Here is a 22,026-nt window from a genome sequence, read left to right on the forward strand (position 1 = left end):
GCTTGGCGGCGGCGCCTACTCTAGAGGGGCGGAGCCGCCTGCCCTCGGGGTTCCGCCCCATTGATTAACGTTAACGTCAACGTCATATAATCGACCGGCCCCAATCCGGGACCCAGCCCGCGCGCTTGCCGACAAGCCGGCCAGGAACGGCACCCACAACATGACCGGCGCACGCCGCGGTGGCAGCGAAACACCAGAGACGGTGGAGACAATGACCGACCTTTCCGATGTGCATGATGTGCGCCGCGGGGCGCCCCAGCCCAAGCCGACCGCGCAGTGGGCCGGCCCGGTCAACAAGGTGCGCTTTGTCACGGCCGCCTCGCTGTTCGATGGCCACGATGCCTCGATCAACATCATGCGCCGCATCCTGCAGTCGCACGGCTGCGAGGTGGTCCACCTTGGCCACAACCGTTCGGTCGAGGAGATCGTGACCGCCGCGCTGCAGGAAGACGCACAGGGGATTGCGATCTCCAGCTACCAGGGCGGCCATGTCGAGTACTTCAAGTACATGGTCGACCTGCTGCGCGACAAGGGCGGCGAACACGTGCAGGTCTTCGGCGGCGGCGGCGGCGTGATCGTTCCCGACGAGATCCGCGAACTGCAGGCCTACGGCGTGGCACGGATCTATAGCCCCGAGGACGGCCAGCGCATGGGCCTGGCCGGCATGATTGCCGACATGGTGCAGCGCTGCGACATCGACCTGTCGCGCTACGCGCCCACCTCGCTCGATGCCGTGGCCGGCGGCGACCGCCGCGCGCTGGCGCAGCTGATCACCGCGCTGGAAAACGGCAAGGCCGATGGCGCGCTGGTGGCAGCGATGCACGCGCAGGCGAAACCGGCATCGATCCCCGTGCTGGGCATTACCGGCACCGGTGGCGCCGGCAAGTCGTCATTGACCGACGAGCTGATCCGCCGCTTCCGGCTGGACCAGCAGGATGCGCTCTCGATCGCCGTGATCTCGATCGACCCGTCGCGGCGCAAGTCCGGCGGCGCGCTGCTGGGCGACCGCATCCGCATGAACGCGATCAACCACCCCAACATCTTCATGCGCTCGATGGCGACGCGCGAGGCCGGCTCCGAGATCTCGCAGGCGCTGCCCGACGCGATCGCCGCGTGCAAGGTGGCGGGCTTCGACCTGGTGATCGTCGAGACCTCCGGCATCGGCCAGGGCGACGCCGCCATCGTGCCGCACGTCGATCTGTCGCTGTACGTGATGACGCCCGAGTTCGGCGCGGCGAGCCAGCTCGAGAAGATCGACATGCTGGACTTCGCCGACTTTGTCGCCATCAACAAGTTCGACCGCAAGGGCGCGCAGGATGCCTGGCGCGACGTGGCCAAGCAGGTGCAGCGCAACCGCGAGCAATGGCATGGCAAGCCGGAGGACATGCCGGTCTACGGCACCCAGGCCTCGCGCTTCAACGACGATGGCGTGACCATGCTGTACCAGGGCCTGCGCGAAGCGCTCGCCGCGCGCGGCCTGGCGCTGCGGCCAGGCGCGCTGCCGGCGCTGTCCGGGCGCGTCTCCACTGGCCAGAACGTGATCGTGCCGCCGGCACGCAGCCGCTACCTGGCCGAACTGGCCGACACCGTGCGCGCTTACCACCGCCGCGTGGCCGAGCAAAGCCGCATTGCGCGCGAGCGCCAGCAGCTGCGCGAAGCCAGCCGCATGCTGCGGGCCGCGCAGGGAGACGGCACCGCACTCGATGCGCTCGCCGCGGAACGCGACACGGCCCTCGGCCAGGTCGAGCGCAAGTTGCTGGCGATGTGGCCGCAGATGCGCGAGGCCTACAGCGGCGACGAATACGTGGTGAAGATCCGCGACAAGGAGATCCGCACCGGGCTGGTCACCACCACGCTGTCGGGCACCAAGGTGCGCAAGGTGGTGCTGCCGCGCTTCGACGACGACGGCGAGGTGCTGAAGTGGCTGATGCGTGAAAACGTGCCCGGCAGCTTCCCGTACACCGCCGGCGTGTTCGCGTTCAAGCGCGAGAATGAAGACCCCACCCGCATGTTCGCCGGCGAGGGCGATGCGTTCCGCACCAACCGGCGCTTCAAGCTGGTGTCGGAGGGCATGGACGCCAAGCGCCTGTCGACCGCGTTCGACTCGGTCACGCTCTATGGCGAAGACCCGCATGTGCGCCCCGACATCTATGGCAAGGTCGGCAACTCGGGCGTGTCGATCGCCACGCTCGACGACATGAAGGTGCTGTACGACGGCTTCGACCTGACCAGCCCGAGCACGTCGGTGTCGATGACCATCAACGGTCCGGCGCCGACCATCCTGGCGATGTTCATGAACACCGCCATCGACCAGCAGCTCGACAAGTTCCGCGCCGACAACGGCCGCGACCCCACTGCCGACGAGGAAGCCAAGATTCGCGCGTGGGTGCTGCAGAACGTGCGCGGCACGGTGCAGGCCGACATTTTGAAGGAAGACCAGGGCCAGAACACCTGCATCTTCTCCACCGAGTTCTCGCTCAAGGTGATGGGCGATATCCAGGAATACTTCGTCCACCACCAGGTGCGCAACTTCTACTCGGTGTCGATCTCGGGCTACCACATCGCCGAGGCCGGCGCCAACCCGATCTCGCAGCTGGCGTTCACGCTGTCCAACGGCTTCACCTATGTGGAAGCCTACCTGGCGCGCGGCATGCATATCGACGATTTCGCGCCCAACCTGTCGTTCTTCTTCTCCAACGGCATGGACCCCGAGTACAGCGTGCTGGGCCGCGTCGCGCGCCGCATCTGGGCCGTGACCATGCGCGACAAGTACGGCGCCAACGAGCGCAGCCAGAAGCTGAAGTACCACATCCAGACCTCGGGCCGCTCGCTGCATGCGCAGGAGATCGACTTCAACGATATCCGCACCACGCTGCAGGCGCTGATCGCGATCTACGACAACTGCAATTCGCTGCACACCAACGCCTACGACGAGGCCATCACCACGCCCACCGGCGAGTCGGTGCGCCGCGCGCTGGCGATCCAGCTGATCATCAACCGCGAATGGGGCGTAACCAGGTGCGAGAACCCCAACCAGGGCAGCTTCCTGATCGAGGAACTGACCGACCTGGTGGAAGAGGCGGTGCTGCAGGAGTTCGAGCGCATCGCCGAGCGCGGCGGCGTGCTCGGCGCGATGGAGACCGGCTACCAGCGCGGCAAGATCCAGGAGGAGTCGCTCTACTACGAGCAGCTCAAGCACGACGGCACGCTGCCGCTGATCGGCGTAAACACCTTCCGCAATCCGGATGGCGACCCGGTGCCGCAGAAGCTGGAACTGGCGCGCTCCAGCGAAGCCGAGAAGCAGAGCCAGCTCGATCGCCTGCAGGCCTTCCAGCAGGCGCATGCCGACGAAGCCCCAGCGATGCTGCAGCGGCTGCGCCAGGCGGTGATCGACAACCAGAACGTGTTCGCGGTGCTGATGGACGCGGTGCGGGTCTGCTCGCTGGGGCAGATCACGCACGCGCTGTTCGAGGTCGGCGGACAGTATCGCCGCAATATGTAGCGCCGCCGGCACCGCGCAGCCAGCGTGCCCGATTACCGCGCAGGGCGGCCGCAGTGACGGGCCGCCCTGCGTTACACTCGAAGGCTGCGCCAGCGGCCGTAGCCGCGGCAAATCGCATTCGAGACAACCGCAAGCCAGACATCATGGACACCCAGTACAGCCCGAACAACATCTTCGCGAAGATCCTGCGCGGCGAGATGCCGTGCCTCAAGGTGTACGAGGACGACGACACCATCGCCTTCATGGACATCATGCCGCAGGCCGACGGCCATACCCTGGTGGTGCCAAAGGAAGCCGCGGTCAACCTGTTCGACCTGTCCGAACGCGGCGCGCAGGCCGCCATCGTCGCCACGCAGCGGGTCGCGCGCGCGGTGCGCGCGGCATTCGCGCCCGACGGTATCTCGATCGGACAGTTCAACGGCGCGGCCGCGGGCCAGACCGTCCCGCACGTGCATTTCCATATCGTGCCGCGCTATGCCGACGCCGCGCTGCGCGGCCACGCGCGCGAGATGCAGGACCCGGAACTGCTCAAGGGGCATGCCGAGCGCATCATCGCCGCGCTGCGCGAGCAAGGCGCCTGAAGCCCGCCGCCAAGCATTCAACCAAGCAAGCAGAGGAAGACAAGATGGCAATCAAGACGGTAGGCATCGTAGGTGCCGGCACCATGGGCAACGGCATCGCGCAGGCTTGCGCAGTGGTGGGCCTGAACGTGGTGATGGTCGACATCAGCGACGCCGCGGTGCAGAAGGGCGTGGCCACGGTGGCCGGCAGCCTGGACCGGCTGATCAAGAAAGAAAAGCTGACCGAGGCGCAAAAGGCCGACGCGCTGGCGCGCATCCAGGGCAGCACGTCGTATGACGACCTCAAGGCCACCGACATCGTGATCGAGGCCGCCACCGAGAACTACGAGCTCAAGGTCAAGATCCTCAAGCAGATCGACGGCATCGTCGGCGACAACGTGATCATCGCATCGAACACCTCGTCGATCTCGATCACCAAGCTGGCCGCGGTGACCTCGCGCGCCGACCGCTTTATCGGCATGCATTTCTTCAACCCGGTGCCGGTGATGGCGCTGGTCGAACTGATCCGCGGCCTGCAGACCAGCGACGCCACCCACGCCGCCGTGGAAGGCCTGTCGAAGCAGCTCGGCAAGTACCCGATCACGGTCAGGAACAGTCCGGGCTTCGTCGTCAACCGCATCCTGTGCCCGATGATCAATGAAGCCTTCTGCGTGCTGGGCGAAGGCCTGGCCTCGCCGGAAGAGATCGACGAAGGCATGAAGCTGGGCTGCAACCACCCGATCGGGCCGCTGGCGCTGGCCGACATGATCGGCCTGGACACCATGCTGGCGGTGATGGAGGTGCTGTACACCGAGTTCGCCGATCCGAAGTACCGTCCGGCGATGCTGATGCGCGAGATGGTGGCCGCGGGCTACCTGGGGCGCAAGACGGGGCGCGGGGTGTACGTGTATAGCAAGTAAGCGGACCTGGGCCTGCCCCTCTGCTGGGCAGGTCTTGTCTGAGCGAGGCCGGCGACTGTACCTTGGGTCAGCGCCGGCCTTTTTCCGTTCATCAGGGCGCATTGGATCGCTACACTCGATAACAATCCTGACGGTTCATTCGGTTAGTCTATTGCACGGGCATTGCACAGGTGCCTGGTGAAGCCTGTTGGTATTGTGCGAACAAGGAATTTGTCGAAAACCTACGTCTATGAGTACTGGCGAACTGATCCTGTACACCACCGAGGACGGAGGGACTCGGATCCGGCTGCGGGCTGAAGATGGAACTGTCTGGCTGTCGCAGCTCGAGATGGCGGAACTGTTCCAGACGTCTGTCCCCAATATCAACATGCACGTCAAGAACGTGCTCGAAGACGCCGAGGTAAGTGAGTCTGCAACTATTAAGGAATCCTTAATGGTTCGCCAGGAAGGCAGCCGGCAGGTGCGGCGCCCGGTCAAGCTGTACAACCTCGACATGATTCTGGCGGTGGGCTATCGGGTTCGCTCCCATCGCGGCACCCAATTCCGCCAGTGGGCCACTACCCACCTGCGTGAATTCCTGATCAAGGGCTTCGTCATGGACGACGAACGCCTCAAGGACCCGGGCGGCTGGGATTACTTCGATGAACTGATCCAACGCATCCGGGACATCCGGGCGTCCGAAAAGCGGTTCTACCAGAAGATTCGCGACATCTATGCAACGGCCGTCGACTACGATGGCACAACCGAAGAAGCCCAGCGTTTTTTCGCCAAGATCCAGAACAAGATGCTGTGGGCCATCACCGGCCACACTGCCGCGGAACTGATTGCGGCCCGATCCGACCCCAGCCAGCCGAATATGGGGCTTACAAGCTGGAAAGGCAGGCGGGTGCGGCAGGGCGATGTGGGGGTGGCAAAGAATTACCTGCAGCAGCCGGAAGTCGACGCCCTCAACCGCATTGTGGTGATGTATCTCGACTACGCCGAAAGCATGGCGCTGCGTCGCAAGACGATGACCATGCAGGAATGGTCGGACAAGCTGGATGCGTTCCTGACCTTCAATGAACGCGAGGTCTTGACGCATGCCGGGAAGGTGTCTGCGCAAGTGGCCGAGCGTCTGGCGCTGGAGCGCTATACCGAATTCGAAATCAGGCGGCGAGATGCCGAGCGCCTTGCTGCAGACGCCGAGGATGTCGCGGCGCTGGAACGGATAGAGCAGCAGCTAGACGCTACCGTGGTCAAAAAGCGCTGACACCCATCGCCTTGTTCCAGGCGCGCCGCATTCCGCTTACACCGCGTTATATGCCGAAACACTCCGCCGCATCTGGTAACAGGAATGCGCGGTAGAGTGCACCCATTCCGTTTACGACAACGCACATCATGGCTCACCCGGTTCTCTTTGCGGCGCTGCTCGCTGGCGTCATGTCCCTGCTGGCGGCGCGTTCCGCGATGGCGCATGTGGATGTGGGGGTCAACATTGGTGCGCCGGTCTATGCCGCGCCGGCGCCGGTCTATGTGGCACCGCCGCCGCCTGTGGTCTATGCGCCGCGCTACCACGGCTGGCATGGCGACCGTTACTGGGATGGCCGGCGCTGGTATGGGCGGCACGAGTGGCGCGGGCGGCATCACCACCACCGGCACGACCATCACTACCGCCATCACGGCCAGGGGCATCACGGCCATCGTGGCCACGGCCGCTGATTCGCGCGCTGGCGCAGGCGCCGGCGCCTGCCGGACGCTCAGCGCAGCAGCACCAGCCGCGGCACCGCGTCCGCGCCGCTCCACACCACGGCGTTCTGGCCGTATTTCTCGCCGAGCATCCGCGCATCGTGCAGCGACAGCCCGGGCACCAGGAAGCTCGGTTCGGCCGGCCAGCCGTTGGACGGATGCTCGCCGGCGGCTGCCATCGCGGCCAAGCCCATGCGCTCCAGGTCCTGCGCCAGTGCCAGCTGACGCCGCGCATTGGCGTCATCGCCGCAACGCCGGCTGTGCGGGTTGGCCGCCGTGATGAAGGCGCTGCAGTCGACGCCGTGCACCTGGTGCAGCGCGGCCAGCGCCGGGCTGGGCTGGTCGATGCGCAAGGTCATCGGGGTGTCGCCCCGCACCCGGTAGTGCGTGTCGCGATACGCGCGCAAAGTGGCGGCGTCGATGGCGCTGTGCATTACTCTCCGTACTGCCGCAAGCCCTCGAGGTCCAGCACCTCGATCACGCCATAGTCCACCCGCACCAGCCCCTGCTGTTCCAGCACCTTCAGCGCCTGGTTGGCGCGCTGGCGCGAGATGCCGGCAAGCAGGCCGATCTCTTCCTGCGAGATCTCCAGCGTCTTGCCGATGCCGGGATACAGGTGCTCGTTGAACAGTGACGACACCGCGCGCGCCACGCGCGAGTCGATGTCTAGCAGCCGCTCATATTCCACCGCCGCGATGAACTGCCCGAGGCGCTCGTTGAACTGCGTCAGCAGGAAGCGGGTGAACGGCAGGCTGGTATCCAGCAGCCACTGAAAAGTGTCGCGCGGCAGGAAGGCGATGGTCGAGCGGCGCAGCGCCATCACGTCGTACTTGCGGATCTCCGACTTCAGCACCGCGCCTTCACCGAACCACCCGCCGGTGGGCACGCCGGTGAAGGTGACCGACTTGCCCGAGGGCGACACCGTGGTGATCTTGACGATCCCTTCGAGCACGCCCATCCAGTGCTCGGCCTTGTCGCCCTTGTGGCAGACGTAGTCGCCCTGGCTGTACTCGTGCACGAACATGGCGCGGCGCACGCGCTCGCGCTGCGCCGGGCTCAGGTCTGCTGCCCACACGCAGCGGTCGACAAAATCGTTCAGCATGGCCTGCGCAAGCTCCGGTAGGGATTAACCCGGAATTGTCACCGGCGTGACAACCGGGGTGGTTGGCATGGACTATCGTACGATCACAACGGAACCGCGGGTGTCACCAGAGGCACGCCGGGGAATGGCGGCAACGCTTTCCCGGCCCCCTGAAATGGCACACCGGGCTTGATGCGATGCGGCGGATGCCGCCGCGCAAAGCAGGCCAAGTATAACGACCGGACCGGCGCTTGACACCGGGCGTGGACCCCCACGCCGGAGGGACAGGAGACAGCGATGCAGGAATCGTCCGCGACGACCTTCCCGCGATGGCTGCTGGCGCACGCCCAGCAGCGGCCGGACCATCCGGCGTATCGCGAGAAGGATCTCGGCATCTGGCAGACATACAGCTGGGCCCAGGTGGCGCAGCAAGTGAGGGCGCTGGCATGTGGTCTGGCCGCGCTCGGCTTCAAACGCGGCATGAACCTGGCGGTGGTGGGCGACAACCGCCCGCGGCTGTACTGGGCCATGACCGCGGCGCAGGCGGTGGGCGGCGTGCCGGTGCCGCTGTACCAGGACGCCATCGCCAACGAGATGGTCTACGTGCTCAACGATGCGGAAATCGAGTTCGCCATCGTCGAGGACCAGGAGCAGGTCGACAAGCTGCTCGAGGTCGAAGCGCAGCTGGCCGAGTCCGGCCGCGCCGTGCGCCACATCATCTTTGAAGACCCGCGCGGCCTGCTCGACTATGACCACCCGTCGCTGATGTCGTACGAGCGCCTGCAGGAACTGGGGCGCGAATTCGACCAGGCGCATCCGGGCTTCTATGACGAGGCCATCGCCGCGGGGCAGCCCGACGACACCGCGATTATCCTCTATACCTCGGGCACCACCGGCAAGCCCAAGGGCGTGTGCCATTCGCACTACGGGTTGATCGGCTCGGCGCGCAATGGCTGCGCCTTTGACAAGCTCAGCGCCGATGACGACGTGCTGTCCTACCTGCCGATGGCGTGGGTCGGCGACAACCTGTTCTCGTATGCGCAGGCGATGGTGGCGGGCTTTACCGTGAACTGCCCGGAATCGCGCGAGACGGTGATGACCGACCTGCGCGAGATCGGCCCCACTTATTACTTCGCACCGCCGCGCATCTATGAAGGGCTGCTGACGCAGGTGATGATCCGCATGGAGGACGCCGGCTGGATCAAGCGCAAGCTGTTCCACTGGGCCATGGACGTGGCGCGCCGCTGTGGCACCGATATCCTCGACGGCCAGCCGGTGCCGCTGGCGGAGCGCATGCGCTATGCGCTGGGCGAAGCGCTGGTCTACGGCCCGCTGCGCAATGTGCTGGGCATGAGCCGCATCCGCGTCGGCTACACCGCGGGCGAGGCGATCGGCCCGGACCTGTTCCGCTTCTACCGCTCGATCGGCGTGAACCTGAAGCAGTTCTACGGCCAGACCGAGACCTGCGCCTATGTGTGCCTGCAGCCCGACGGCAAGGTCAAGTTCGATTCCGTCGGACCGGCCGCGCCCGGCATGGAGATCCGCATCGCCGACAACGGCGAGGTGCTGGTGCGCGGCGTGGGCCTGCTCAAGTCCTACTACAAGCGCGACGACGCCACCCGCGAGGCCATCAACGACGAGGGCTACTTCATGACCGGCGACGCCGGCGTGATCGATGCCGACGGCCACCTGAAGATCATCGACCGCGCCAAGGACGTGGGCAAGCTGGCCGATGGCTCGATGTTCGCGCCCAAGTACATCGAGAACAAGCTCAAGTTCTTCCCGTACATCAAGGAGGCGGTGGCGTTCGGCAACGGCCGCGACCAGGTCTGTGCCTTTATCAACATCGACTTCGAGGCAGTGGGCAACTGGGCCGAGCGCCGCCACCTGCCGTATGCCGGTTATGTCGACCTGGCCGCGCAGCCGGACGTGCTGGAGATGATCGGCGAGTGCGTGAACCAGGTGAACGCCGACCTTGCCAACGACCCGATGCTGGCGGGCTCGCAGGTGGCGCGCTTCCTGGTGCTGCACAAGGAGCTGGACCCGGACGACGACGAGCTGACGCGCACGCGCAAGGTACGGCGCGGCTTTATCGCGGAGAAGTACGGGGTGCTGGTCGAAGCCCTCTATGCGGGCAAGTCCGAACAGTTCATCGAGACGCGCGTCAAGTTTGAAGACGGGCGCGAGGGCAGCGTGTCGGCCACGCTGAAGCTGATGGATGCCAAGCGGCTGCCGGCGGCAGCGCGCGCGGCATGAGCGCACAGGGTGGAGGCAGCAACATGACGCAAGTGGCCTGGCAAGGCGCCGGCAAGGGCGAGTGGACGGGAGCGGCACGCACCGATGCGAGCGGCGCCGGCAGTGGCGGGGCGATGGCCCCCACCGGTCCGCTGCCCCCGTCGGGGCTGGCGGATGACAGCGGCGTGCATCCCGGTACGCGCCATGCGCAGCGTACCGGCGCGCAGGCGCGCACTGGCGGCGAGGTGATTCTGGACCTGCAGCACATCTCGCTGTCGTTCGGCGGGGTGAAGGCGCTGACTGATATTTCGTTCGACGTGTGCGAGCACGAGGTGCGCGCCATCATCGGTCCCAACGGCGCCGGCAAGAGTTCGATGCTGAACGTGATCAACGGCGTCTACCACCCGCAGCAGGGGCGCATCGTGTTCCGCGGCGAGGAGCGCAAGCAGATGCACCCGACCGCCGCCGCGCGCCAGGGCATTGCGCGCACGTTCCAGAACATTGCGCTGTTCAAGGGCATGACGGTGCTCGACAACATCATGACCGGGCGCAATACGCAGTTCCGCACCGGGCTGTTTGCGCACGCGCTGTGGTGGGGCCCGGCACGCAATGAAGAGATGCGGCACCGGCAGAAGGTCGAGGAGGTGATCGACTTCCTGGAGATCCAGTCGATCCGCAAGACGCCGGTGGGACGCCTGCCATACGGCCTGCAGAAGCGCGTGGAGCTGGCGCGGGCGCTGGCGGCGGAGCCGTCGATGCTGCTGCTCGACGAGCCCATGGCCGGCATGAATGTGGAAGAGAAGCAGGACATGTGCCGCTTCATCCTCGATGTGAACCGGCAGTTCGGTACCACCATCGTGCTGATCGAGCATGACATGGGCGTGGTGATGGATATCTCCGACCGCGTGGTGGTGCTGGACTACGGCAAGAAGATCGGAGACGGGACGCCCGAGGAAGTCAAGGCGAATCCCGATGTCATTAAGGCGTATCTCGGTACTTCCCATTGAGCGCGGTGTGCACCCCTCTCCCGCGCGCGGGAGAGGGGTGCCAGACAGCGGTGTGGGTGGACCAACGGAAGCAAGCAAAGGCAAACCATGACGTTCTTCATTGAAATCCTGATCGGCGGCCTGCTGTCGGGACTGATGTACTCGCTGGTGGCGCTGGGCTTCGTGCTGATCTACAAGGCCTCCGGCGTGTTCAACTTTGCCCAGGGCGCGATGGTCTACTTTGCCGCGCTGGCGGTGGTGGGGCTGATGGACAAGGGCCTGCCGATGTGGGCCGCGGTGATCGGCGCCTTCGTGGTGATGATCCTGGTGGGCATGAGCACCGAGCGCTTCGTGCTGCGCAAGCTGGTCAACCAGCCACCGATCACGCTGTTCATGGCGACCATCGGGCTGTCGTTCTTCCTGGAAGGGCTGGGGCCGCTCTTGTTCGGCAATGAAGTGCGCCCGATCAACCTGGGCATCGTCGACGAGCCGATCGAGTCGATCCTGACCAGCTTCAATATCGTGCTGTCCAAGTTCGACCTCGCGGCGGCGGCCATCGCCGGCGTGCTGGTCGGATCGCTGGCGCTGTTCTTCCAGTACACCAAGGTCGGGCGCGCGCTGCGCGCGGTGGCCGACGACCACCAGGCGGCGCTGTCGCTGGGCATTCCGCTGCAGAACATCTGGGCCATCGTCTGGGGCGTGGCGGGCTTTGTCGCGCTGGTGGCGGGCATGCTGTGGGGCTCGCGCAATGGCGTGCAGTTCGCGCTGACGCTGACCGCGCTGAAGGCGCTGCCGGTGCTGATCCTCGGTGGCTTCACCTCGGTGCCCGGCGCCATCGTCGGCGGGCTCATCATCGGCGCGTCGGAGAAGCTGGCCGAGATCTATATCCCGCCGGTGTTCCAGTCGGTGTTCGGCGGCAACTTCGGCGGCATCGAGGGATGGTTCCCGTACGTGTTTGCGCTGCTGTTCCTGCTGGTGCGGCCCGAAGGGCTGTTTGGTGAAAAACATATTGATCGCGTCTGACCGACTTCGCACAGGAGAGTTGCCATGTTCTATCGTGAGGCCGGCCAGTTCAAGACCAGCTACGTTGCCGACAGCCAGATCTTCCCGATCCGCCAGGACCGCATCGGTTTTGCGGTGCTGATGGCGGTCGCCTTCGTGGCGGTCCCGTTCGTCGGCTCGGAATACTGGTTCTCGGCCATCCTGATCCCGTTCCTGATCTTCTCGCTGGCGGCGCTGGGGCTGAATATCCTGACCGGCTATGCCGGCCAGCTGTCGCTGGGCACCGCGGCGTTCATGGCGGTGGGCGCCTACGCGGCCTACAACTTCCAGCTGCGCATCGAAGGCATGCCGGTGCTGCTGATGTTCATCCTGGCGGGCTTGTCGGCGGCGGTGGTGGGCGTGGCGTTCGGGCTGCCATCGCTGCGCATCAAGGGCTTCTACCTGGCGGTGGCGACGCTGGCGGCGCAGTTCTTCGTGGTGTGGGCGCTGACCAAGTTCCCCTGGTTCTCCAACAACAGCTCGTCGGGCGTGATCACGGCGCAGCGGCTGGACCTGTTCGGCCTTGCCATCGACACGCCGGTCAAGAAGTACCTGTTCGTGCTCGGCATCGTCACGGTGCTGGCGCTGGCGGCCAAGAACATGGTGCGCTCGGCCACCGGGCGTGCCTGGATGTCGGTGCGCGACATGGACGTGGCGGCCGAGGTGATCGGCATCCCGCTGATGCGCACCAAGCTGCTGGCGTTCGCGGTCAGCTCGTTCTACTGCGGCGTGGCCGGCGCGCTGTACGCGTTCTGCTACCTGGGCTCGGTCGAGCCGGACGGCTTCTCGCTGGACCTGTCGTTCCGCGTGCTGTTCATGATCATCATCGGCGGCGTGGGCAGCATCCTGGGCTCGTTCCTCGGCGCCGCCTTCATCCTGCTGCTGCCGATCTTCCTGGACAACGTGCTGCCGCCGCTGGCAGCGCTGCTGCACCTGCCCTTTACCAATGCCACCGTGTCGCACATCCAGCTGATGGTGTTCGGCGGGCTGATCATCTTCTTCCTGATCGTCGAGCCGCACGGGCTGGCCCGGCTGTGGCAGATCGCCAAGGAGAAGCTGAGGCTGTGGCCGTTCCCTCATTGACGGGAGGGGAACCTGTGTTACCGCAGTTCCTGTGTGAAGTTCTGAAGCTTACGCATAACGAAACGCTCCCTTGAGGGCGAAGGAGACTGTCATGACCCACCTGATTCGCAATGTGCAACGCGCCGCCCTGGTGGTCAGCGCCGCGGCGGCACTGCTGGCGCCGGCGGCGCCGGCCATGGCGCAGAGCAACGAGCAGTTCGTGGCGTTGCCGAGCTACCGCGTGGGGCCGTACGGCGCCAACGGGCAGTCCTGGTATGGCGGCTTCATCGACTACCTCAACTACGTCAACCTGAAGGACGGCGGCGTCAACGGCGTCAAGCTGAGCTGGGAAGAGTGCGAGACCGAGTACAACAACGCCAAGGGCGTGGAGTGCTATGAGCGGCTGAAGGCCAAGAACGCCACCACCAAGGGCACCGCGTACCACGCGATGTCGACCGGCATCTCCTACGCGCTGGTCGACAAGACCGCCGCCGACAAGGTGCCGCTGGTGATGATGGGCTACGGCCGCACCGATGCGGTCGACGGCTCGGTGTTCCCGTACGCGTTCCCGCTGGTGACCACGTACCAGATGCAGGTCTCGGCCATCGTCAAGTACCTGGCGTCGAAGAATGGCGGCTCGCTGGCGGGCAAGAAGATCGTCTACCTGTACCACGACTCGGCCTATGGCAAGGAGCCGATCGTGGCGCTGCAGGCCGAGGCGCGGCTGGGCAAGTTCAACCTGGTCGAGATCCCGGTGGCGCACCCGGGCAACGAGCAGGGCGCGCAGTGGCTGAAGATCCGCCAGGAAAATCCCGACTACGTGATCTTCTGGGGCTGGGGCGTGATGAACCAGACCGCGCTGAAGGCCGCGCAGAAGGTGGGCTTCTCGCGCGAGAAGATGATCGGCTCCTGGTGGGCGGGCTCCGAGGAAGATACGGTGCCGGCCGGCGATGCCTCCAAGGGCTACATGAGCGCGACCTGGAACGTCGCGGGCAAGAGCGTGCCGCTGATCGCCGATATCGAAAAGGTGGTCTACGGCGCCGGCAAGGGCAATATGCAGGACAAGAACAAGGTCGGCTCGGTGCTGTACAACCGCGGCGTGTCGGCCGCGGTGGTGACGGTGGAAGCGGTGCGCGTGGCGCAGGCCAAGTTCGGCAAGGGCAAGCCCATGACCGGCGAGCAGATGCGCTGGGCCTTCGAGAACCTGAACCTGACCAACGCACGCCTGCAGCAACTGGGCGCCACCGGCCTGCTGCCGGAGATCAAGACCAGCTGCGAGAACCATGAGGGGTCGGGCAAGGTGAAGATCCAGCAGTGGGACGGCAGCAAGTGGGTGGTGGTGTCGGACTGGATCGAGGGCAACAAGAGCCTGATCCATCCGCTGTTCAAGGCCACCGCGGCGCAGTACGCGAAGGAGAAGGGGATTACGCCGGGGTGCTCGAAGAGCTGATTGCCCTCGACCTCCGATGGTTTGCTCCCCTCTCCCGCTTGCGGGAGAGGGGCCGGGGGTGAGGGAGGGCGCTGGCAATAGCGAAGCCATTCACTTCGTGGCAACGCCGGCCCTCACCCCAACCCTCTCCCGGAGGGAGAGGGAGTACACCGACGGCAAGTTGAAAGTCCAACGCAACACCGCCACACCAACCCGAGCCGCACCATGAGCCTCCTGTCCGTCAACAATATCGAAGTCATCTACGATCACGTGATCCTGGTGCTCAAGGGCGTTTCGCTCGAAGTGCCGGAGGGCAAGATCGTGGCGCTGCTGGGCGCCAACGGCGCGGGCAAGACCACCACGCTCAAGGCCATTTCCAACCTGCTGCAGGCCGAGCGCGGCGACGTCACCAAGGGTTCGATCGAATACCGCGGCGACCGCGTCGACCAGCTCACGCCCAATGACCTGGTGCGCCGCGGCGTGATCCAGGTGATGGAAGGGCGCCATTGCTTCGCGCACCTGACCATCGAAGAGAACCTGCTCACCGGTGCCTACACGCGCGGCCTGTCGCGTGGCCAGACGCGCGACGAGCTGGAAAAGATCTACCAATACTTCCCGCGGCTGAAGACGCGCCGCAAGTCGCAGGCCGGCTACACCTCCGGCGGCGAGCAGCAGATGTGCGCGATCGGCCGGGCCATGATGGCCAAGCCCGCGATGATCCTGCTGGACGAGCCGTCGATGGGGCTGGCGCCGCAGATCGTCGAGGAGATCTTCGAGATTGTGCGCGGCCTGAATTCACGCGAGAACGTCAGTTTCCTGCTGGCCGAGCAGAACACCATGGTGGCGCTGCGCTATGCCGACTACGGCTACATCCTGGAGAACGGCCGCGTGGTGATGGATGGCGACGCCGAGTCGCTGCGCACCAACGAGGATGTCAAGGAGTTCTACCTGGGCGTGGCCGCCAACGACGCCGACGGCCCCGGCCGCAAGTCGTTCCGCGACGTCAAGAGCTACCGGCGCCGCAAGCGCTGGCTAGCCTAGCCAGCGCCCGTTTTTTATCCGGCCTTGCCACCACGCGCCCCGCGGCGCGGGGCAAGCCGCATCCCATTCCCTGACGCACAGCACCATGCCAGAACACTTCGATCCGCTCGAAACCCGCGCGCCGGAAGTCCGCGAGCAGGCGCTCCTTGCCGCCCTGGCACGCCAGGTGGCCCATGCGCGCGACCACGCGCCTTACTTTGCCGAACTGCTGAGCGGCGTCGAGCCGCGCCTGCTGACCTCGCGCGCGGCGCTTGCCGAACTGCCGGTGACGCGCAAGTCAGACCTGAGCGCGCGCCAGCGCCTGCTGGCGCCGCTGGGCGGGCTCAACGCGACGCCGCTGGCCAAGCTGCGCCATGTGTTCCAGTCGCCCGGGCCGATCCACGAGCCCGACGGCCACGACGCCGACTGGTGGCGCACCGCGCGCGCCATGCACGCCGCGGGCTTTCGCGCCGGCGACCTGGTCTACAACACCTTTTCCTATCACTTCACCCCGGCCGGCATGATGATGGAAAGCGGCGCCCACCGGCTGGGCTGCTGCGTGTTCCCGGCCGGCGTCGGCCAGACCGATTCGCAGGTGCAGGCACTGGCCAGCCTGCAGCCGGCCGCCTATGCGGGCACGCCGTCGTTCCTCAAGCTGCTGCTGGAGCGCGGCGATGAACTCGGCACGCCCTGCACCAGCCTGGCCAAGGCGCTGGTCTCCGGCGAGGCCTTGCCGCCGTCGCTGCGCAACTGGTTCCAGGCGCGCGGGGTGCGCGTGCAGCAGATGTACGGCACCGCCGATGTCGGCCTGATCGCGTACGAGACCGAAGGTGGCGACGGCTGGGTGGTGGACGAGGGCGTGCTGGTGGAGATCGTCGAACCTGGCGGCTCGCGCCCGATGCCCGAAGGCGAGACCGGCGAGGTGGTGGTGACGGTGCTGGGCAACGGCGACTACCCGCTGATCCGCTTCGGCACCGGCGACCTGTCGGCAGTGGTGCCGGCGTCGTCGCAGCGGCCCAGCCCGTGCGGCCGCACCAATATCCGGCTCAAGGGCTGGCTCGGGCGCGCCGACCAGGCCACCAAGGTCAAGGGCATGTTCGTGCATCCGGGACAGGTGGCCGACGTGGTGCGGCGCCATCCCGAGATCCGGGCGGCGCGGCTGGTGGTGACGGGTGATCCGGGCGCCGACGTGATGACGCTGCGCTGCGAGGCGACGCGCACAGACGCTGAGCTGCAGCGCGCGGTGGCGGAGTCGCTGCGCGAGGTGACGCGGCTGCGCGGTGAGGTGGCGTTTGTCGCGGCGGGGTCGCTGCCGCAGGATGGGAAGCTGATCGAGGATGCGCGCAGTTACGACTGAAGGAGCTTGGCATACGGTTTGCGCCCCTCTCCCGCTTGCGGGAGAGGGGCGGGGGTGAGGGCCGGAGCATCCACGAAGTAGGGAACGCCGACAGACCGCCACGCCTCAAGACTTCCCCCCACCAGCCGGCCGCGTCGGCAACCTGACCATCCACACACTCACCCCCACCGCACACGCCAGCAACGCCGCCGACACCAGCGGCCGCCCGCGCAGCAGCCATGCCGTGGTGCCCATCGACACCCACATCATCGACAGCGCCAGGCATTTCGCCTTGAACGGGATGCTGCGGTGCCGCTGCCAGTCGCTCACCAGCGGCCCGAAGCGCGGATGCCCCAGCAGCCATTCATGGAAGCGTTGCGAGCCGCGCGCGAAGCATGCAGCGGCCAGCAGCACGAACGGCGTGGTGGGCAGCACCGGCAGGAAGATGCCGATCACGCCAAGCAGCAGGCATACGCCGCCCAGCACCACCCACAGCGCGCGCAGCACCTGCTGCCGGCGGCCTGGCGCGGCGGCGGGATCCGGAGCGGAATCGGGAGGGTTGGCGGGACCTGGCGTTGGCAAGGGAGGCCTGAAGAGGCCGCAGCCGCGGCCCGGTAATGGCTTGGGTCAGCGTGCAATACCCAGCCGCGCCTTGGCGGCATCGTACTCCGCCTTCATGCGCGCGACGATTTCGCCGGCGCTGGGGATGTCGTGGATCTGGCCCACGCCCTGGCCGGCGCCCCAGATATCCTTCCACGCCTTGGCCTTGGAGCTGCCGCTGGAAAAATCCATCTTGCCCTTGTCGGCCACCGGCAGGTTGTCCGGGTCCAGGCCCGCGTTGCTGATGCTTTCGCGGATGTAGTTGCCGTGCACGCCGGTGAACAGGTTGGTGTAGACGATATCGGCGGCGGCCGAGCTGGTGATCGACTGCTTGTACGACTCGGCGGCATGGGCCTCCTGTGAGGCGATGAAGCGCGTGCCCACGTAGGCAAAGTCCGCGCCCATGGCCTGCGCGGCCAGCACCGCCTCGCCGGTGGCGATCGAGCCCGACAGCGCGATCGGGCCGTCGAAGAGCTTGCGCACCTCGCCCACCAGTGCGAACGGCGACAGCATGCCGGCATGGCCGCCGGCGCCCGCCGCGACCAGGATCAGGCCGTCGACGCCGGATTCGATCGCCTTCTCGGCGTGGCGCAGGCTGATCACGTCGTGCAGCACGATGCCGCCGTAGCTGTGCACCGCGTCGATCAGTTCCTTCGGCGGCGCGCGCAGCGAGGTGATGAAGATCGGCACCTTGTGTTCCACGCAGACCTTGATGTCGTGCTCGAGGCGCGCGTTGGAGCTGTGGACGATCTGGTTGACCGCGACCGGGCCCACCGGTGCGCCGGGGTTGGCGGCCTTGAACGCGGCCAGTTCTTCCTCGATCCGGGTCAGCCATTCGTCGAGCAGCTCGGCCGGGCGCGCATTGAGCGCCGGGAACGAGCCGACGATGCCGGCCTTGCACTGCGCCAGCACCAGTTCCGGGTAGCTGACGATAAACATGGGCGAGGCAATCACGGGCAGGGCCAGGTTCTGCAGGGCCTGGGGCAGTTGCTTGGCGGCGGGCATGGTGTCTCCTGAACTACTGGCGGGCGCGCGTAACGCGCCCTAAATGAACGGTCGTTCGATTATAGGGAGTTTCCGCGCGGTCACGTTAGAAGCCCCAGTCTATGCCGGTCCGGCCGGCGCGGGCGCTATGCCGCCGGCAGGACCAGCTCGGCCAGCGCGCCGCCGTCCGGGCGGTTGGCCAGTGTCACGTCGCCATGATGCAACGTTGCCACCTCGCGCGCAAAGCACAGGCCCAGGCCGGTGCTCTTGTCCGCACCGTGCGGGCGCGGCAGCGAGTAGAAGCGCTCGAACACGCGCGGCAGCGCGTAGTCGGGGATGCCGGGGCCCCGGTCGGCCACGACGATGGCCAGCGCGTCGCCGCGGCGCTCCAGCCCCACCGTGACCGCGCTGCCCGCCGGGGCGAAGTCGATGGCGTTTTCCAGCAGGTTGGCGATGGCCTGGCGCAGCAGGAACGGGTCCCCGGCGACGTGGCCCGGGCCGCCTTCGGCAGGGCCCTGCAGCGCCACGCCGCGCTGCCGCGCGCGCGGCTCCAGTTCGGCGCACAGTTGCGCCAGCAGCGGCGCCAGCGGCACCGGCTCGCGCACTTCCAGGCGCTGGCGCTGTTCTACCTCGGCCAGCGCCAGCAGCTTGCGGATCATGGTTTCCAGCCGCCCGGACTGGGTCCGGATATTGGCGACGAAGCGCTGGCGGTCGGCCGCCGGCATCTCTTCCTGCAGCAACTCCGCCGCGCCGCCGATGGCGGCCAGCGGGCTCTTCATCTCGTGGGTCAGCGTGTGGATGTAGTGCTCGACATACTGCTTGTCTTCCAGCCGCTCGCGCATGCCCTGCACCGCGCGGCCCAGCTCGGCAAGCTCGCCCGCGCCGCGCAGCGGCATCTCGGCGCGCTCGCCGGCTGCCACCGCGCGCGCGTAGCCGCGCAAGCGGCTCAGTCCATGCGCGAGCCACAGCGTGCAGGCCAGCCCGATCACGCAGGCGGTGCCGATCAGCAGGCCGCCGTAGAGCAGGATCTTGCGCTGGCTGCGCGCGATAAACGGCGCCATGGCCGCATTGGGCTTGGCCACCGTGAGCACGCCGATGATGCGCTCGCCGTCGCGCACTGGCGCGGCCACGTGCATCACGGTGCTGGCCTCGTCGGCGGGGTCGGCGCGCGTGCTGCGCGCGCCGTACTTGCCGCGCAGCGTCAGGTAGACATCGTTCCAGCGCGAATAGTCGCGGCCCACGTCGGTGCCGGTCGAGTCGAAGCGCACGATGCCGCTGGCATCGGTCACATAGACGCGGTAGCCGATGCTGTCCTTGTGCAGGCCCGAGACCTCGGCATTGACCGGCACGTCGCGCAGCGCCGCCATATGCCGCGCGAAATCGCCGTCGGCGATGCGGCCGGCCTTCAGGTCGTCGGCGGCCAGCGCGGCCAGCACGTGCGCGGTATCGATCAGCGTGTCTTCCATGGCCTGGCGCACCCCGGGCTTGACCTCCTGCACGAACACGCGCAGCGTCAGCACCGTGGCCAGGCCCACGATCAGGAAAAAGCCGAAGAAAATGCGCAGGCCGATATGCATGGCGCGCGCTCAGGGCTCCAGCGAATAGCCCATGCCGCGATGGGTGCGGATGCGCCCGGCGCCTTCGGGGGACGCCTCGCGCAGCTTGGCGCGCAGGGTCTTGATATGGGTATCGACGGTGCGGTCGCTGGTGTCGAGCGCGCCGGCCCACACGCCGTCCATCAGCTGCGCGCGCGAATAGATGCGGCCCGGATGCGCCACCAGCCAGGCCAGCAGCAGGTATTCGTAGCGCGTCAGCGCCAGCCAGTGGCCGCGATAGGCCAGGCGGGCCCCGTCCTTATCGTGGGTAAAGCCGGCAATCTCGTCGTCCCTTGCCGCGGCGGCACCGCCGCCGCGCGCCCGGCGCAGGATGGCGCGCACGCGCGCGGCCAGCTCGCGCGGCGAGAACGGCTTGACCACGTAGTCGTCGGCGCCGATCTCCAGCCCGACGATGCGGTCGATCTCTTCATGGCGCGCGGTCAGGAAGATCACCGGCGCATCGCAGAAGGTGCGCAGCGTGCGGCAGACCTCGAAGCCGCTCAGATCCGGCAGCCCCACGTCCAGGATCACCAGGTCCGCCGGCGCGGCGCGCAGGCTTGCCAGCGCGTCGCCGCCCAGCGTGCAGTGCTCGGCCAGCATGCCGTCGGTGCGCAGGGCATAGAGGATGGTGTCGGCGATGGCCTGCTCGTCTTCCACCACCAGGATCCGCGGTTGTTCCATGCCCGGCATTCTAGCCGGTCAGGCGCGGGACGCCGCGCGGGCCGGCGCCGCCGGTTGCCCGCCGCGGCGCTGGTGGAAATAGATTTGCTCCGCGGCCCAGCGCAGCGGCGGCGAGTACAGCATCAGGTCGAACGGCCAGTCGCACTGGAAGCGCTCGAACATCCAGCGCAGCGCGCGCTTGGCGCGAAAGCGCGGCGCGCTGGCGTTGGCCACGGCCTCCGGTGCCGGGCCGCCGCGCAGCAAGTGCGACGCCACGGCGTGGCCGACCGCTTCGCCGTGGGCAAAGGCGTAGTGGATGCCGCCCGCGGTAAGCGGCGACACGATGCCGGCGGCGTCGCCGGTCAGGATCACGCCGTCGCGCGCCAGCGGCAACGCCGGGCCGCCGCACGGGATCAACCCGGCGCGCGTGGCCGCCGGCCGCGCCAGCTGCGGCAGGCCGGCGCGCTCGCGCACGTGTGCCAGCAGGCCGTCCAGGTCCGGCGCGCGGCCGTGCCGCGGCAGGTAGCGCAGTGCCAGCCCGGCCTGCACGCCGGTGGGGTTCTGCGCGATCCAGCCGATATAGCCCGGCGCGAAGCGGCGGGTGATGAAGCAGTGCAGCGCGCCCGGCTCGGGCAGCGCCATCCCCGGGAATTCGTATTCGACGCCATACAGGAAGCTGTGCCCGCGTCCCAGCCCGGCACATTGCGCCACGCGCGACTTCGCGCCATCGGCACCCACCAGATAGCGCGTATGGCCTACGCCCGTCACGTGCCAGCCACCGTGGCGCGGCACCGCGCCGACGAAGGCCTGGCCCAGCCGCAGCTCGACCCGGTGGCGCACCAGTTCCGCGACCAGCCAGCGCATCAGCCGCGGCGTATCGGTGGTGTGGAAGTAGTAGCCGGGCGCGCTCAGGTCGATGCTGCGCAGCCGCGGCGAGTACAGCCGCACCTGCTCGACGCGGTGCACGCAAGCGGCCGGCGCCTGGCCCAGCCAGGTCTGTTCGATGGCTTCCCTGACCAGGATGCCGGTGGTATGGAGCTTGTCGCCCGGATCGGTCTTGCGTTCCAGCACCAGCACGCGCAGGCCGGCGCGCGCGGCGGCCAGGGCGCAGGCCGCGCCGGCAAAGCTGGCGCCGGCGATGACGAGGTCGTAGTCGAAGGAGGGCATGGCGGTTCCCGGAGAGCGAAGGGCTCCAGTCTGGCCAGCCGGGGTGAGGGCAATGTGTGGCGGGTGTGAAGCGGCGCGGCAGGGCGTGTAAGAACCAAAAAAAATGCCCCGCATGCGCGGGGC

General features: G+C 67.1%; 19 protein-coding genes. 12 read left to right on the forward strand and 7 right to left on the reverse strand.

The features are described 5' to 3' along the window. Positions 1-211: 211 nt before the first annotated feature. The 5 genes from icmF to ACOCMH_RS18070 all read left to right on the forward strand — a co-directional run bounded on the left by icmF (position 212) and on the right by ACOCMH_RS18070 (position 6,680). Positions 212-3,502 carry a fused isobutyryl-CoA mutase/GTPase IcmF gene (gene icmF / locus ACOCMH_RS18050; protein ID WP_427312372.1) on the forward strand — a complete coding sequence of 1,097 codons (3,291 nt, stop codon included), beginning with the start codon at positions 212-214 and terminating at the stop codon, positions 3,500-3,502. Between the two features lie 143 nt (positions 3,503-3,645). After that, positions 3,646-4,083, forward strand: coding sequence for an HIT family protein (locus ACOCMH_RS18055; RefSeq protein WP_427312373.1), 438 nt, complete (start codon positions 3,646-3,648; stop codon positions 4,081-4,083). Further along, positions 4,080-4,982: a 3-hydroxybutyryl-CoA dehydrogenase gene (locus ACOCMH_RS18060; protein ID WP_427313314.1), complete on the forward strand. Its 903-nt coding sequence runs from the start codon at positions 4,080-4,082 to the stop codon at positions 4,980-4,982. Before ACOCMH_RS18055 ends, ACOCMH_RS18060 begins: the two co-directional genes overlap by 4 nt. A gap of 229 nt (positions 4,983-5,211) precedes the next feature. Beyond that, entirely contained in the window at positions 5,212-6,231 is a 1,020-nt protein-coding gene (locus ACOCMH_RS18065) for a virulence RhuM family protein (protein WP_427312374.1), read from the forward strand. A gap of 128 nt (positions 6,232-6,359) precedes the next feature. After that, entirely contained in the window at positions 6,360-6,680 is a 321-nt protein-coding gene (locus ACOCMH_RS18070; protein ID WP_427312375.1) for a hypothetical protein, read from the forward strand. A 38-nt stretch (positions 6,681-6,718) separates the two neighbouring features. Here the strand turns inward: ACOCMH_RS18070 and ACOCMH_RS18075 are convergent, their stop codons facing one another. Both ACOCMH_RS18075 and ACOCMH_RS18080 read right to left on the reverse strand, forming a co-directional pair. Further along, on the reverse strand, positions 6,719-7,141 hold the full coding sequence (locus tag ACOCMH_RS18075; RefSeq protein WP_427312376.1) for a DUF3293 domain-containing protein: 423 nt from the start codon (positions 7,139-7,141) through the stop codon (positions 6,719-6,721). Next, positions 7,141-7,809, reverse strand: a complete 669-nt coding sequence (locus ACOCMH_RS18080) for a Crp/Fnr family transcriptional regulator (RefSeq protein ID WP_171514353.1) — start codon at positions 7,807-7,809, stop codon at positions 7,141-7,143. The genes ACOCMH_RS18075 and ACOCMH_RS18080 overlap by 1 nt, the downstream gene beginning before the upstream one ends. Before the next feature lie 276 nt (positions 7,810-8,085). On the opposite strand from ACOCMH_RS18080, the gene ACOCMH_RS18085 reads away from it, so the two are divergent. From ACOCMH_RS18085 to ACOCMH_RS18115, 7 genes are all read left to right on the forward strand, one after another. After that, positions 8,086-10,044, forward strand: a complete 1,959-nt coding sequence (locus ACOCMH_RS18085) for an AMP-dependent synthetase/ligase (protein WP_427312377.1) — start codon at positions 8,086-8,088, stop codon at positions 10,042-10,044. Between the two features lie 23 nt (positions 10,045-10,067). Next, a complete protein-coding gene (locus tag ACOCMH_RS18090) occupies positions 10,068-11,030 on the forward strand; it encodes an ABC transporter ATP-binding protein (protein ID WP_427312378.1) in 963 nt (320 codons plus the stop codon). A gap of 87 nt (positions 11,031-11,117) precedes the next feature. After that, entirely contained in the window at positions 11,118-12,032 is a 915-nt protein-coding gene (locus ACOCMH_RS18095) for a branched-chain amino acid ABC transporter permease (RefSeq protein WP_427312379.1), read from the forward strand. A 24-nt stretch (positions 12,033-12,056) separates the two neighbouring features. After that, complete coding sequence (locus ACOCMH_RS18100; RefSeq protein ID WP_427312380.1) at positions 12,057-13,133, forward strand: branched-chain amino acid ABC transporter permease; 1,077 nt, start codon at positions 12,057-12,059, stop codon at positions 13,131-13,133. A 91-nt stretch (positions 13,134-13,224) separates the two neighbouring features. Further along, positions 13,225-14,562 (forward strand): ABC transporter substrate-binding protein, encoded by a 1,338-nt coding sequence (locus tag ACOCMH_RS18105; RefSeq protein ID WP_427312381.1) that lies wholly within the window; start codon positions 13,225-13,227, stop codon positions 14,560-14,562. 204 nt (positions 14,563-14,766) lie between these two features. Beyond that, entirely contained in the window at positions 14,767-15,582 is an 816-nt protein-coding gene (locus ACOCMH_RS18110; protein ID WP_427312382.1) for an ABC transporter ATP-binding protein, read from the forward strand. 85 nt (positions 15,583-15,667) lie between these two features. Continuing rightward, a complete protein-coding gene (locus ACOCMH_RS18115; protein ID WP_427312383.1) occupies positions 15,668-16,918 on the forward strand; it encodes a phenylacetate--CoA ligase family protein in 1,251 nt (416 codons plus the stop codon). A 105-nt stretch (positions 16,919-17,023) separates the two neighbouring features. Here ACOCMH_RS18115 and ACOCMH_RS18120 read toward each other — a convergent pair whose 3' ends face one another. From ACOCMH_RS18120 to ACOCMH_RS18140, 5 genes are all read right to left on the reverse strand, one after another. Further along, the gene (locus ACOCMH_RS18120) at positions 17,024-17,479 is read right to left on the reverse strand and encodes a YbaN family protein (RefSeq protein WP_427312384.1); all 456 of its coding nucleotides are present in this window, start codon (positions 17,477-17,479) and stop codon (positions 17,024-17,026) included. Between the two features lie 45 nt (positions 17,480-17,524). Beyond that, positions 17,525-18,502 (reverse strand): NAD(P)H-dependent flavin oxidoreductase, encoded by a 978-nt coding sequence (locus tag ACOCMH_RS18125; RefSeq protein WP_427312385.1) that lies wholly within the window; start codon positions 18,500-18,502, stop codon positions 17,525-17,527. A gap of 125 nt (positions 18,503-18,627) precedes the next feature. Continuing rightward, positions 18,628-20,058 carry a two-component system sensor histidine kinase CreC gene (creC, locus tag ACOCMH_RS18130; protein ID WP_427312386.1) on the reverse strand — a complete coding sequence of 477 codons (1,431 nt, stop codon included), beginning with the start codon at positions 20,056-20,058 and terminating at the stop codon, positions 18,628-18,630. A gap of 9 nt (positions 20,059-20,067) precedes the next feature. Further along, positions 20,068-20,766, reverse strand: coding sequence for a two-component system response regulator CreB (creB, locus tag ACOCMH_RS18135; protein ID WP_427312387.1), 699 nt, complete (start codon positions 20,764-20,766; stop codon positions 20,068-20,070). A gap of 9 nt (positions 20,767-20,775) precedes the next feature. Then, positions 20,776-21,903, reverse strand: a complete 1,128-nt coding sequence (locus tag ACOCMH_RS18140) for an NAD(P)/FAD-dependent oxidoreductase (protein WP_427312388.1) — start codon at positions 21,901-21,903, stop codon at positions 20,776-20,778. Between the last annotated feature and the right edge of the window lie 123 nt (positions 21,904-22,026).

It is taken from the genome of Cupriavidus sp. H39 (assembly GCF_050271075.1).
GTDB lineage: Bacteria > Pseudomonadota > Gammaproteobacteria > Burkholderiales > Burkholderiaceae > Cupriavidus > Cupriavidus necator_B.

Coding starts and splice junctions, on each gene's coding strand:
- ACOCMH_RS18125 (WP_427312385.1), bottom strand. CDS start 18,502: ATGCCCGCCGCCAAGCAACTGCCCCAGGCCCTGCAGAACCTGGCCCTG.
- icmF (WP_427312372.1), top strand. CDS start 212: ATGACCGACCTTTCCGATGTGCATGATGTGCGCCGCGGGGCGCCCCAG.
- ACOCMH_RS18085 (WP_427312377.1), top strand. CDS start 8,086: ATGCAGGAATCGTCCGCGACGACCTTCCCGCGATGGCTGCTGGCGCAC.
- ACOCMH_RS18070 (WP_427312375.1), top strand. CDS start 6,360: ATGGCTCACCCGGTTCTCTTTGCGGCGCTGCTCGCTGGCGTCATGTCC.
- ACOCMH_RS18090 (WP_427312378.1), top strand. CDS start 10,068: ATGACGCAAGTGGCCTGGCAAGGCGCCGGCAAGGGCGAGTGGACGGGA.
- ACOCMH_RS18105 (WP_427312381.1), top strand. CDS start 13,225: ATGACCCACCTGATTCGCAATGTGCAACGCGCCGCCCTGGTGGTCAGC.
- ACOCMH_RS18075 (WP_427312376.1), bottom strand. CDS start 7,141: ATGCACAGCGCCATCGACGCCGCCACTTTGCGCGCGTATCGCGACACG.
- creB (WP_427312387.1), bottom strand. CDS start 20,766: ATGCCGGGCATGGAACAACCGCGGATCCTGGTGGTGGAAGACGAGCAG.
- ACOCMH_RS18080 (WP_171514353.1), bottom strand. CDS start 7,809: ATGCTGAACGATTTTGTCGACCGCTGCGTGTGGGCAGCAGACCTGAGC.
- ACOCMH_RS18095 (WP_427312379.1), top strand. CDS start 11,118: ATGACGTTCTTCATTGAAATCCTGATCGGCGGCCTGCTGTCGGGACTG.
- ACOCMH_RS18140 (WP_427312388.1), bottom strand. CDS start 21,903: ATGCCCTCCTTCGACTACGACCTCGTCATCGCCGGCGCCAGCTTTGCC.
- ACOCMH_RS18055 (WP_427312373.1), top strand. CDS start 3,646: ATGGACACCCAGTACAGCCCGAACAACATCTTCGCGAAGATCCTGCGC.
- ACOCMH_RS18100 (WP_427312380.1), top strand. CDS start 12,057: ATGTTCTATCGTGAGGCCGGCCAGTTCAAGACCAGCTACGTTGCCGAC.
- ACOCMH_RS18115 (WP_427312383.1), top strand. CDS start 15,668: ATGCCAGAACACTTCGATCCGCTCGAAACCCGCGCGCCGGAAGTCCGC.
- ACOCMH_RS18110 (WP_427312382.1), top strand. CDS start 14,767: ATGAGCCTCCTGTCCGTCAACAATATCGAAGTCATCTACGATCACGTG.
- ACOCMH_RS18065 (WP_427312374.1), top strand. CDS start 5,212: ATGAGTACTGGCGAACTGATCCTGTACACCACCGAGGACGGAGGGACT.
- creC (WP_427312386.1), bottom strand. CDS start 20,058: ATGCATATCGGCCTGCGCATTTTCTTCGGCTTTTTCCTGATCGTGGGC.